At 60.9% G+C, this 12,312-nt stretch carries 8 protein-coding genes; 5 read left to right on the forward strand and 3 right to left on the reverse strand.

The window, feature by feature from the left end; all coding sequences use genetic code 11:
- Positions 1-161 precede the first annotated feature (161 nt).
- From IVB42_RS19015 to IVB42_RS19025, 3 genes are all read left to right on the forward strand, one after another.
- Positions 162-1,292, forward strand: a complete 1,131-nt coding sequence (locus IVB42_RS19015) for a hypothetical protein (protein WP_247470902.1) — start codon at positions 162-164, stop codon at positions 1,290-1,292.
- Between the two features lie 97 nt (positions 1,293-1,389).
- Positions 1,390-1,815, forward strand: a complete 426-nt coding sequence (locus tag IVB42_RS19020; protein WP_247470906.1) for a hypothetical protein — start codon at positions 1,390-1,392, stop codon at positions 1,813-1,815.
- Positions 1,816-1,885: 70 nt separating this feature from the next.
- A complete protein-coding gene (locus IVB42_RS19025) occupies positions 1,886-3,463 on the forward strand; it encodes a LodA/GoxA family CTQ-dependent oxidase (protein WP_247470908.1) in 1,578 nt (525 codons plus the stop codon).
- A 467-nt stretch (positions 3,464-3,930) separates the two neighbouring features.
- Here the strand turns inward: IVB42_RS19025 and IVB42_RS19030 are convergent, their stop codons facing one another.
- The 3 genes from IVB42_RS19030 to IVB42_RS19040 all read right to left on the reverse strand — a co-directional run bounded on the left by IVB42_RS19030 (position 3,931) and on the right by IVB42_RS19040 (position 9,987).
- On the reverse strand, positions 3,931-7,311 hold the full coding sequence (locus IVB42_RS19030; RefSeq protein ID WP_247470910.1) for a ferritin-like protein: 3,381 nt from the start codon (positions 7,309-7,311) through the stop codon (positions 3,931-3,933).
- A gap of 36 nt (positions 7,312-7,347) precedes the next feature.
- Positions 7,348-8,463, reverse strand: coding sequence for a TatD family hydrolase (locus IVB42_RS19035; protein WP_247470912.1), 1,116 nt, complete (start codon positions 8,461-8,463; stop codon positions 7,348-7,350).
- Positions 8,464-8,601: 138 nt separating this feature from the next.
- Entirely contained in the window at positions 8,602-9,987 is a 1,386-nt protein-coding gene (locus IVB42_RS19040) for a nucleotide pyrophosphatase/phosphodiesterase family protein (protein WP_247470915.1), read from the reverse strand.
- Here IVB42_RS19040 and IVB42_RS19045 point away from each other — a divergent pair.
- Positions 9,968-10,960, forward strand: a complete 993-nt coding sequence (locus IVB42_RS19045) for a UbiA family prenyltransferase (protein ID WP_247470918.1) — start codon at positions 9,968-9,970, stop codon at positions 10,958-10,960. The two genes, IVB42_RS19040 and IVB42_RS19045, sit on opposite strands and share 20 nt — an antisense overlap.
- Before the next feature lie 4 nt (positions 10,961-10,964).
- Entirely contained in the window at positions 10,965-11,639 is a 675-nt protein-coding gene (locus IVB42_RS19050; protein WP_247470920.1) for an EboA domain-containing protein, read from the forward strand.
- Positions 11,640-12,312 lie beyond the last annotated feature (673 nt).

The raw sequence follows: 12,312 nt of genomic DNA on the forward strand, positions 1-12,312 counted from the left end.
CATGGCGTTACAGGCGCGATCGCCAAACCGGTCGTCTGATCTGTTCCCGCTCGCGAATGTGTTTAGGCGCTACCAACGCTTAGCAAAAAGGCCGTGATGGAAGAACAACTCAGTTGCGCTGTGCATCAGCGTGGCGAGCCTTAACTAGGAGGAGTAGGCGAATGAACAGACTGGCATCAAGAATTGGTGAGGTACTGTTATTGCTTGGTGCGATTATCCTGAGTGCGCCACCGGCCCGATCCCAGAACACGCAACCATCTCCAGTTGCAAGTGATACCGCTGCGGGAACGCGCACGGGGTCTGGAGCCAAATTACCGACCTTGGAGCGCTATCCCGATCGCCTCGAAGCTCGCATAGAACTTCGTCGGCGGACGTTGAGCACGCTCGGAGCAACGGCAAGCGGCCTCTCCCCGCATTTCATTCTCAACCTGACCAAGCGATGGCAACCTGCACAAACCTTAAAGATTGCGTTCCGGGGAGGCGACACTTCGCTTCATCAGGACATTGCGACGGTCGTCACGGAATGGACTCAGTACGCTAATCTGAAGTTTGACTTCGGTCTCGATCCGGCCACGGGGAAGTACCGAAGCTGGAACACATCGGATTCGAATTTCGCTGCCGACATTCGCGTAAGCTTCGATCAACGCGGTTACTATTCACTCGTAGGTAATGACAGCATCAACCGGACGGTTACTAAGCCCGGGGAGGAATCGCTTAATCTGCAAGGATTTGATCAAGAACGGCCGGATGATTGGAAAGCCGTAGCTTTGCATGAGTTCGGCCACGCCATCGGATTTGAGCACGAGCATCAAAGTCCGCTGGCTCCTTGTGACTTCCGGTTTGATGACGACGCAGGTTATGTGCCAACCACCGATTCATTCGGGCAATACATACCCGATGGGCGGAACAGAAGGCCCGGGCTGTACACGCTCCTCGGAGGGCCACCCAACAACTGGCCCGCGACGGTCGTGGATTTCAACTTGAAGTCGTTAGCCGATTCGCATGCTTATGAGGTCGGTCTTTTCAATAAGACCTCCATCATGAAGTACTTTTTCAAAGATTGGATGTTCGTCACCGGTACGAACAGCCCTTGCTACACCAGCGCTGAGAATCTGGTGCTCTCGGATGGCGACAAGGAAGGAGCAGCGAAGGTCTATCCTCGAACACCGGAAAGCATCCGGACGGTATCATCGTTGCGCGCGCAGGCGCTTGAGGCGGCCGTCAATATCAAGAATCTCTCGCCGGCCGCTCTGCAACATTTCCGCGAAGAACTCAACCAGGTTCAAAAATAGGTGATGCACACTCACTGCCGCCCGATCAGCTGACGTGGTTTTCCCAGTCGACAATTTTGGTTATGATCGGGTGGCGTCCGCAATTCAGGAGCCGTAGATGTGCCGTGCGATTTGTGCCGCTCTTGTCATGGCAGTGACGCTCGCATCTGGACTCGACGCCCAGCACAATGATTCCAAAGTGGAAAAAACCATTGAATTGACTAGACGAGACGGCAAGCTCACGTTCATTGAGCATGGCAAGGACAATGCAGAGCCGATCACGATCGTCGTCGGAGAGACAGTTCGCTGGGAGAACAAGGACAAACAACCGCACACGGTGGTGAGCACTCTGATTGTGGAGGGAAGGCCAATCTTTAGTATTGGCGTCATTAAGCCGGGGGAATATTTGACCTTGCTGTTCGACATCGACTTGTACCAGCGGGCGGGCGGCAGACCGGCAAATGTGGTCACGTTGCAATATCACAGCGACGAACAAGGCGGTGAGCCCGCTGAACTCCGATTGTTGTCCGCGGCCAGACGGTGAAAGCTCTGAAAGGCAATTGACGGATTTTCGAGTCGAATAGCACGTTGCTTAACATGTATTGGGGCTTTCAATGGCAATTGCGTATGCCAAGATTTTTCCACCCATCGGAATAGCCCGTGTTGGCGATAGTGAGACTGACTGGTTTCTCGCTCCGGAATCGCCCAACCCGAAAGACTCGCGACCGGAACATTTCAGAGATGCGGAAGGTGGACTGAAACGGCAAGCGGCCCGCTTTCGCATTTTCGCTTTCGACGAGGATGATCGAGTAGTTCAAGAAATCACATCTCGCGAGGCGGACATAGAATGGACGGTGGCGCTCGCAAACAAGAAGGCTGCCTGGTTTCCATTCGCCTCGGGAACGACTGCTCTTGATTGGTTCAACGCCACGGTCGGAAAGCCTGCCGAAGAAGTCTTAGGCGCACCGAAGAAGCTAGGCCTTCCGGCGCCGCGTAATCCCTCGGTCGGAATGTCGAACCATCAGCAAGGCCAACTTGGATGGTCGCCGGACGACCGCCGACGACTTGAGATCACCGCAAGAGCGTCGATAAGAGGCGTAGACAGAGACCTCGATTTCGGATCGTTCTGTAAACTTTCCGGCAGTTTCGACGGCGACGAAGTCTTCCTTGGCCAAATTGGCAGCGACGCTTCAGGAAGATTGATCGCACTGGGCGGCCTCGGCAAGTCACGCGCGACGGGGCTTAATGGCGCCGACACCTGGATACGGCATTACGCGAACAACGACGGATGGCATGACGACGTCAGCGATGGTCTTGTCACCGCGACGGTAAGGTTGCACAATGGAGGCGAGATACAGGTAAAGCAGGGTGCGTGGGTCATCGTAGCGCCGCCGGACTTCGCGCCCGAAACGGTTAACCTCGTCACTGCATACGACATCATCGATGAGACCAGCGATCACTACAAGATCCCGAGACCGCACGAGCTGCCTCCCCGCGATATGGAGCACGTAGAGTTTTGGCGGGACGTCTATCCGATAATCAGGCGCCTCGATGGCTACTCGTGGGTTAGCGACATCGGTTTGAGAGGCCACGGCTATTCGAAGCCAGGAGCAATGACCGGCGACCGGCTGGCAAAGCTTGCTAATCCCGACGACGAGGAGGGAGCCTCCGTTCGACGGACGATCGGGCAAATCGTTAGAAGGCCATTCGCCTGGTACCTGGAAGATAAGCCAAGTGCGAAGGAGGAACGGATCGCGCTTGAACAAGCTGACCACCGTTACATGCCGCCTCTATCCGGAGATGAAGGCGACACCATCGACGGTCATCCCAAGACATGGCTTACGGTCACCCCGCGCCAATATGCAATCCTAAAAGCATGGGCCAGCGGGGATTTCGTAGAAGGTCGGAGAGAACCCCATGGAAAGCCCGAGCTGCATGGAGGCGAACCGACTCCCCTCGAGTTGACGCAGGCAGCCCTGGAATCGTGCACAGGTGGCGCCTTCTATCCCGGCATCGAGATCACTTCGATCGCAAAATCGCCACGTCTCTACTCCGAGGCATTTCGCATCAACCATGCCGAGATGTCAGCCGGCGATATTACCAGTGCGGCAGGCAAGAAAGCGCTCGCGAGCTACAAGAAGGCGATCCGCGCGATGCTTTCTCTGCCGCCGTCAGACCCACGCAATTGGTAACGTGTCGCGCTTGTGCCAACCCTGCCCGTACTGCATTGGGCCTGGTTCGTACGTCGTCCGAGCATCGTTGACGCACATCTGATTTCAGGCTGTCTATTCGACGAGTTGCGAATGGGGAAGCCGCCGGTGCGCCGCGCAGCGTCCCGCCACCGGCGCCCTCAATCGCCGGACGCGCGAGGGACTCCAGTTCGCCGGCGCTCATTGGCGACGGTCAATTCAATTGTGCCCGACGAATAGGTCAGCCGGGTGTCCGACCGGATGTGCGTGTGGCTAACAAAGCCCGTTCGGCTCGGCCGCTCGGCTGACAGCACCTGACGACGAGGAACGCGCGGAAATCGGATCTAGCGGAACGCATCAAGGCCGAACCTCGATCGAACCGCCGGCCAAGGTCAAAGGTTCGCCGCCTCTCCATCCCTTTAAACGGTCGGTCCGGAGCTTTCGTGATCCTTCAGACCAGAGTTCGGTCGTCAAGACTCGCCGACCGTGCTGATCGCGAATTGGCTTCTGAGAGTGGCTTCGATCCGGCCCGCTGTCTCAGCCAACAATGCATAGCAACGGACAAGTGCCTGCGGATCGGAAGAACTGAAGGCGCAGCTCCACGTCAAGAGCGCATTGCTGCCGCTGCTGCTGCTCTCGAACGCCGCCGCAAACGACGCGAGTTGCCGAAATCCGGTCTGGTCATAGCGATATCCGTCCGGCGATTTCTCGATCAGCGTTTCCTTCAGCGCCGAAACATCTTGCGGATGATCAGGATCGAGCCCGGGCACATCGACGGTGCGGCTTGGGCCATCGACCTTGTAGGGTGCCCAGAAAGGCTGTTCGAAGTCACAGGCAAAGGCCAGCACCGCATCCTTCATGGCGACGGGAAAGCTCCAGACGCGCTTAAATGTGGCCGCGCCGCCAGCGGCCGACAGCGGCACATAGAGGTCGCCATAGACGAAGTCGGAGACCGCATCGACGTCCATCATTCCCTTGGTGTAGTCGATCAACCAGCGTGAATTGGCCGCGGTACGGTCCATTCCGGCGGCCGCAACCTCGACCTTCATGCCCAGCGCCGCCGTCACCGCGTCCAGCACCGGATTTTCTGTCGATTGGCTCATCGTACCGCTGACGGTGTGGCCGTAGTGCAGCAAAAACCGCAACCATGCGACCGTGGTACCTCGCGGTTGAGCAACCAGCAGAAGCCGTTCGGCCAGCGAGACGATCTGATCGACCTCACCCTGATCCACCGTTCCGTCCGCGAGCCGCGGGGAGCCGAGAGCGCCTTCCAATTGGCCGGCGAGCACGCCACTGCGCTTGACCAGAAACGATCCTGGAAAGCCTGGCGCGAGGGCGGCCCGGGTTTCGGAAGTCATGGCCCAGTTTGGCAGGTTCCGTATGCTGTCGAAGCCGACGGGCCCGCGCGATGACACGAGCCGCTGGTACGGCTCCATCTGGCTCATGGTCCTGTTCTCGTTAAACACCTCGCGCGATAGTACGCGCGTCGGCGCGCCACCGGCCGAACCGCTGTCGGCATACAGGCTGATGATGAACGGATCGATCGGTTCACCATCCTGCCAGACCAGATGATTGTCGCCATAAAGAATCGGACGAACCGCGTTCTTTGACTCCAGATACATGCGCAAGCTGCGACCGCCGTCCAGAACATCGGCAGCCGGGAATCGCACGACCATGTTGAGGCCGTTCACCTTCAGGATCTGCTGGATTCCGGAGGTCTGCACGGCGCCTGTCGAGGACAGGGCCTGCAGCGGCAAATAGCCAGCCTGTGCTCCCACCTGGCGCGCGGGCACCAGGACCGCGACTTCAACGCAGTTCACGCCAAGCGGCGGCGCTGCGTCAGCCACGACGCGCCGGATATTCCGGTCAGGCTCAAAATCCTGCCATACCAGCGCCCGATCGAGCCTCCGGTCGCCGTCGGCAGGATGGAGCATGATGGTGCCACTACAGCCGCTTTCGTCGGTCGGCGGATCCGGATCGGTCGCGAGCTGGACCAGGCCCCAGCCGCGGAATCGCAGCCGCAGGACCAAGCTGTCCGAAAACAGCGGGTTGACGGTGGCCGGATTCTCTTCGAACCGACCGCTGTCCGTGTGCAGGTTTTGGTACGTCAGATTGGGCGCGCGGTTCGAATAGCCGCCGGCGACACGATAAGGAAACTGGCGCTCGAACTCGACAAGTCCGGCAAGCGCCTTCAATCGCGTCGCGATCATCTCGCGCTCATGCACGGGTAGTCCCGACGCGTTCACCGCCGAGAGCTGCTCCGAAGCCCAGTTCGCAGCGCCCGTCAGCGTTCGCGTCACCAGCGTGTCCATTTGTACGTTGATCGCTTCAGACCGATCGGCCGAATTGTAGAGCTGTGCCAATTCCTGCGCCCAAATCGGAAGCATCGGCAGATCATCGGCGCCGAACCGAAACAGCCGTGAATGATCGATGGGAAAGAACGAGGCCAGTTCGAGGAACGGACGAATGGCGAGCGACATCAGCGGCCAAGTGGCCACCATTTCGATCGCCATTCGCCGTGGCGTGTCGGCGGACCAATGCCGCGGCTCGTACATCCGCGCAAGCCACGCCAGCATCGCGAGATAGCAGGCGTTGAACTGCGCGGGCAGTTGTTCGGCCAGCTTGGCAAGCCCCGGCGCCGACACCTCGATCGGCGCGCGAGACGGCCGGAACGAAACACCCGCCGCCTTGGCGAGCGCGTTTTCCTGTCGAAGCTCCTCCAGGATCATCGCAAAGGCATAAAGATGCGATTTGCGAACCAGTTGAGCTTCGTTCAGCCAATCGGGAGTCGAATCGGGCTGCTTGTCTGCAGCGAGCGCCTTCAGGAAGCCCGCGGTACCGATCTCGGCGACCTTGGAAAGCAGTGCTTTTGCCCGCTGCGCGAACAGCGGTGCGCCTTCCCCTTCGTCGACGATCTCATCGATGATGTCCTCCAGCCGCTTGTAATTAGCCAGGGGATCGCTGACGTTCTGGGTTGAAAAACGGCTGAAGCGCGCCGTGCGCCCGACGGGCCCTACAGGGAGAAAACCCTCGGCGGCATAGTCCGGATTAAGTTGTTCGTCGACGAGATCACGATCATTGTTGGCGACCCAGCCCTCATCGAAGGCCTGCTGGTACAGCGGTAGAATTCCCAACCGATAGAAATCACCAATCGATTGGAAGTGAATCTGCTCGAGCGAAGGCAGTTCGACGTGGAGAAGCGCCATCATCTCCGCTTCGGCCTTGCGCTCGACGGGCGTAAGCTGCGTATAGAGGGTCTTGAGCTTGGCCTTGATGGCGTCGCGCGCGGGTCCGGCCGCCATGTTGACCAGCATGCTCTCAAAGCGAAGGTCAAGTTCGAATTCGTAGAGTTCCTTGAAGAGCGCGGTGATCTCCGCGCCGAAAGGGTCCTGGTCCTGCAGCGAGTCCGTCGATTCAAACATGACAAAGCCGCGCACCGCGGCTTCGTCGAGACCACCAACCGGGACGGACATCCCGCTGTCGCTGACCGGATGTTGCCCAATGCGAACGCGCCAATTCGGAATCACCCAGACGCCGCTGCCGTCCCTCGCCGGCAGATCGAGGCAGGGTCGCTCTCCCAGCGCACGGATCATGCACTGGACATAGTGCAAGTGGCGCATTTCCTCGTGCGCGACGCCCAGGATCGTCTGCTTCCAGCCACGCACCCGCTCGAACTGGATGGCACGCCGCCGATTGGGTATGTCGTCGATGGTCTCGAACTCCTGAGGTGTCGATTTCAGCGAACATGCGGCATACAGGTAGCTGTTGAGGAGACAGTGTTCGAGCTTCGCGGCCTCCTGCAACATGTCGACGAGCAGCCGGCGCGCCGCCGAATTCTCGGTCCTTTCCATGTTCCCCCCGAGTTCTCTGATCGACGGTTTGCGACCCTAGCGGATCCTCAAATCGTGCATCGTGGGCGTTGCCACTTCGATCCTCGGCGTCTGTCCGCCACGCAACACGCTGTTTCCCCGAAACAGGGTTCGCTGATCTAGCGGCGGTGGATCGAGCCAGTCCGCTTCCCGCATGACGCCAGAGAGGCCATACACGGCGAGCGCATTGCTGTAGGTCACCTGCCTTATGCTGGCAGCGGCAATGCCGCGCTCGGCCATCAAGGCTGCCGTCTTCGGCACGGCCAACGGGTCGGATACGCCCCAATCGCACGCCGAATCCGCGATGATGCGCTCCGGACCGTATTGGCGCACGATCTCCGTCAGGCGCTCGTTGCCCATCTTGGTGTGAGGATAAATGGAAAACCCCGCGAAGTAGCCGCGCTCGAGTACCTCGCGCACCGTTTCCTCGGTATTGTGGTCTATGACGCAGCGTGCGGGATCGAACTGGTGTTCTGTCAACACATCCATCGTTCGCAACGTGCCGCGATGCTTGTCGCGATGCGGCGTGTGAACCATGATGGGCAGGTCGAGCTCCCTGGCGAGGTCGATCTGCAGCCGCAGGCATCGATCCTCCTGCGGCGTCTGTTCGTCATATCCAAGCTCGCCGAGGGCCACGACGCCGTCCTTGGCCGCAAACTCCGGCAGTACCGCGAGCACCTCTTCTGCCAACGCTTCGTTGTTTGCTTCCTTCGGATTGAGTCCTATACAGCAATAGTGCCGAATGCCGAACTGCCCGGCGCGGAATTTCTCGAAGCCCAGAATGCTCGAGAGATAGTCGACATAGCTGCCGAGACTGGTGCGCGCCTGGCCCTGCCAGAACGACGGCTCGACGACGGCAACCACGCCCGCGCGTGCCATTGCTTCGTAGTCGTCGGTGGTGCGCGAGATCATGTGCGCATGCGGATCGATGAACATCGTGCCGGCCGTTGCCGGTATCGCGCCGCCGAGGCTCTCGAGCCGCCCGCTCGAGCCGCTCGCCTTGAAAGCGAGCCCGGAACCGCAACAGGGACAGGTCAGCCGGTCGCCCGCCCGATCCAAATCCCCGCGGCTGTCGACCGTGTTGCCGCTTGAGGTGCTGCTGTCCACGCTACTATTGCCGCGCCGATCCGCCATTCGTCGCCTCCGCCAGCACTTGCGCGAAATATCGGGACTGCCCTGGGCACGGCCGCTTTCCGGCTTCGTGCAATTCCCGGGCTTCTTAAGTGTCTCGTCGAGTATTGTATACTTCCGGTAGCATTGCAATGACCGGCTTCACACCTGAGGTTCGTCGAAGACGTGACTAAGGATGAGTGACTTCACGGCGGTGGCGGCGACCGGGCCGTCGGGCGTCAACCGCTTTTCACTCGACACGAAAACCGGACCGTCGTCGGCATCGACGGTAACCCGGCCGTGCGATCCCTTGACGAGGCTGGCATCGAGCGGAATGACGTCCATCAAGGTCGTGAAGCCAAGCGCCCGCCTGGCCAGCCGCCACCCGACCGCCACCTTCGGAAAGTTGATCGCCGGATCGATGAAGAGCTCGACAGGATCGTAACCGGGCTTCCGATGGATCTCGACCAGCCGCGCAAAGTCCGGCGCCCGAACGTCGTCGAGCCAGTAATAGTAGGTGAACCATGCATCGGCCCGCGCCAGCGCGACGAGCTCACCGGAGCGGGGATGGTCAATCCCGAAACGTTCCTGCCCGCCGCGATCGAGCACACAGTCGACGCCGGGGATTTCGCTGACGATGCGATTGACCTCCACGATCAGGCGCGGATTTGCGACGTAGATATGGGCGATCTGGTGATCGCTGACCGCAAACGCCTCGGACTGGACGGGATCGAGCAACTCGCCGTCGCCTTCGCGCCGGACCTTCAGCAACCCGGCCTCGCGCAATACGCGATTGATGTGCACCGGCCTGGAGACCGGTGTGATGCCGTATTCGGACAGCACGATGACGCGTGCACCGTCGCGTTCAGCGTCGGCAATGAGCACACCGGCGACCGCATCGACCTCGCGCAGGCTGCTCGCCAGGCGCGGATCGTACGGTCCGAGGCGCTGAAGGTCGTAATCGAGATGCGGCAGGTACACCAGCGTCAGCGTCGGCACGCGCGTATGCCGTACGTGCAGCGCCGCATCGGCGATCCAGCGCGATGACTTGATTGAGGTCGCCGGGCCCCAGAAATTGAACAGCGGGAATGTGCCCAGGCGATCGGTCAATTCGTCGCGCAGCTCCAGCGGCTTGGTATAGCAATCCGGAAGCTTGCGCCCGTCCGCGCGATAGATCGGCCGTGGCGTCACGCCGACATCGTGCGTCGCCGCCATATTGTACCACCAGAACATATTGGCGCACGTGAAGGCCGCGTCGCGGCGCTTGCCGGCTTCCCAGATCTTTTCACCGCCGACGAGCCGGTTCGACTGCCGCCACAGCCATACTTCCATCTGGTCGCGGAACAGCCAGCCGTTGGCGACGATGCCGTGCTCGCGCGGCAGGCTGCCGGTCATGAAGGTTGCCTGCGCCGTGCAGGTGACAGCCGGCGTGACGGCGGAGAGCGGCCGCATCGCGCCGGCACGTGCGAGCGCGCTGATATGCGGCGTATCCGGACCGATGTGGCGCGGCGACAGACCAACCACGAGAATGACGATCGTCGGACGCATGTCCGTCTTTCCTTGTGCGGTTGACAAACAGCAACCACAAATCGAATATCAGGAAAACGGCCTATTGGGCACGCACAAACAGCCGCCGGGCGACGCCATGACTGAAATCACGCGCAGGCCGCTGCAGTTGATTACGCTGCTGCGGCTCGGCCGAGTTTCAAACCTGCCGACGGTGTGCAGCAACGTGCTCGCGGGCACCGTGCTGGCCGGCGGCAACCCGTCCGATTGGCGCTTCGTCACCGTGCTCGTGGCCATGATCCTGTTTTATGTCGGCGGCATGTATCTAAACGATTACTTCGATCGCGCCATCGATGCGCGGGAGCGCCCTGGCCGGCCGATCCCATCCGGCGCTATGTCAGCCACAGCCGTTGCGGTAATCGGATTCGGCCTGCTTGCAGCCGGCGTGCTCACCAGCGCGACGACAGGTGCAACTGCGTCCGTCTTCGCGCTGCTGCTGGCAGCGGCAATCGTGACCTATGATCTCTTCCACAAGGGCAATCCGTTCGGCCCGACGATGATGGGCGGATGTCGCGCGCTGGTCTACGCCGTGGCCGCAGCGGCGCTGGGTGCCGCAACCCCTGCCGCCGTCGCGGTGCCTGCCATGGCGATCGGCGCCTATGTCGCGGGGCTGAGCTACGCGGCGCGGCAGGAGGGCCTCGACAAGATCACCAACCTGTGGCCGCTGCTGTTGCTCGCCGCGCCGGCGGTGGTCTCGTTCTCCGCCCGGCAGCAGGGTCTTGCCGCGATTGTCGTCTGGCTGCTGATGGTCGTGTGGTCGGGCGCCGCGGTCTATCTGCTGGCCCGGCGACCGGTCGCAGGTGCGGTGCCGCTCGCGGTCGGGTGGCTGATCGCCGGCATCTCGCTATGCGATGCGGCGATGATGGCGAGCATCGGCGCCGTTGCAGCGGCGGTGACTGCCGTGGCGTGCTTTCTAGCGACATTGCTGGCGCAAAAATACATCCCGGGAACTTAGCCCGATGCCGCTGGCCCCGATCGAACTGCTGCGGCAATGGCTGAAGCGCACGCTGCCAGAGGCGGCATCGCAGTGGCTCGAGACGGAAATCAGCCGCCAGTCCAAAACAATCGATGAGCGGCGGCTCGGGATAGCGCTGGGACTGGTCGGACGCCGGATCGGACGCGCGGCTATGGTCGTCCCCGCCGAGGCCGCCGCGGCCCTGCAAAATTATCCCGGCTGGCAGCCGGAAGCATGGTCCACGGACGAGGCGGCGCGCGTGGCACTGCTGCTCGCCGCCTGGCACAACGACGAACGCACATTCGTCGTCCGAGTCGAACGGCTGTGCCGGACCGGTGAGCTCAACGAACGTATCGCCTGCCTCAAGGGTTTTGCGGTTTTTCCCATACCCGGGCTGCTGCTCGGCTGCGCCCGCGACGCGGCGAGATCGTCGCTTCAGCCGCAATTCGAAGCCATTGCCTGCCGTAATCCCTACCCGGCGGCGCAGTTCGACAGCGCGGCGTTCAATCAGATGGTCGTCAAATGCGTATTCTCCGGCGTGGCGATCGAGACCGTCGTCGGACTGCAGGAGCGAAGCAATCCCGAACTCGTTCGCATGTTGATCGATCTGGTGTCGGAGCGGAAGACCGCCGGCCGGTCGGTGCCGGACTCGGTACATCGCTATATAGCCAGCGTATGACAGGTCGGGTCGCTAGGAATCGACGCACATCGATCGGTCGCGGGCTTCCGCGATGACGAGGGGCCGCGGCGATGCTCGCCTCAACGGTTGCCGCGGGTCCGGCTTTCTGGCTCGTCTTCGATCTCTCGGCATTGAGCCGGGGACGACGGCCTGTATTTTCCGCCATGTCCACGAGCACCCTCCGAGATCACGGACGCGGGGACGAGAAGACGCGAGGAGCGAGAATAGACCTTCGCTCCATTGTCGCCGGTAACGGTCGGCGTTAGCCGAACGAATTGAGGCGGATTGAAAATTTCAACCTGTCGTGGCAGGTTGAGGCTACCCAAGGGGCTACCCCCAAGGGCTACACCAGGGTTCTCTGGCGTGCAGTAAGGCCTGATTTCACGGGGCTTTCTCGAAGCCGTTTTATTATGGCAGAGGGAGGGACTCTCCGGTCATTAACGGCCTATCCGCCAATTACCTCGATAAAACAACGCGAACCGGCGGGTTAGGGACTACGCTGATGACTACACTGTGGACTACTGCAGCGATCAGCACCCCAGAATCGCGCGGTTGTCCGCCGCCGTCAACGTGCGTAGCGTCGGCTAGCTTGGGAATTTGGATTTAGAGTTGATGCGGTGTTGCAGGCCCAGACTGCTCTGTAGCTTCTTCCGTTCGAGCCTCACACCCGACG

It is taken from the genome of Bradyrhizobium sp. 45, from assembly GCF_023073155.1.
Taxonomy (GTDB): Bacteria; Pseudomonadota; Alphaproteobacteria; order Rhizobiales; family Xanthobacteraceae; genus Bradyrhizobium; species Bradyrhizobium canariense_D.

What these genes read in the sequence shown, in the direction of transcription:
- IVB42_RS19015 (WP_247470902.1), top strand. Translation starts at nt 162, where the DNA reads ATGAACAGACTGGCATCAAGAATTGGTGAGGTACTGTTATTGCTTGGT.
- IVB42_RS19020 (WP_247470906.1), top strand. Translation starts at nt 1,390, where the DNA reads ATGTGCCGTGCGATTTGTGCCGCTCTTGTCATGGCAGTGACGCTCGCA.
- IVB42_RS19025 (WP_247470908.1), top strand. Translation starts at nt 1,886, where the DNA reads ATGGCAATTGCGTATGCCAAGATTTTTCCACCCATCGGAATAGCCCGT.
- IVB42_RS19030 (WP_247470910.1), bottom strand. Translation starts at nt 7,311, where the DNA reads ATGGAAAGGACCGAGAATTCGGCGGCGCGCCGGCTGCTCGTCGACATG.
- IVB42_RS19035 (WP_247470912.1), bottom strand. Translation starts at nt 8,463, where the DNA reads ATGGCGGATCGGCGCGGCAATAGTAGCGTGGACAGCAGCACCTCAAGC.
- IVB42_RS19045 (WP_247470918.1), top strand. Translation starts at nt 9,968, where the DNA reads ATGACGATCGTCGGACGCATGTCCGTCTTTCCTTGTGCGGTTGACAAA.
- IVB42_RS19040 (WP_247470915.1), bottom strand. Translation starts at nt 9,987, where the DNA reads ATGCGTCCGACGATCGTCATTCTCGTGGTTGGTCTGTCGCCGCGCCAC.
- IVB42_RS19050 (WP_247470920.1), top strand. Translation starts at nt 10,965, where the DNA reads ATGCCGCTGGCCCCGATCGAACTGCTGCGGCAATGGCTGAAGCGCACG.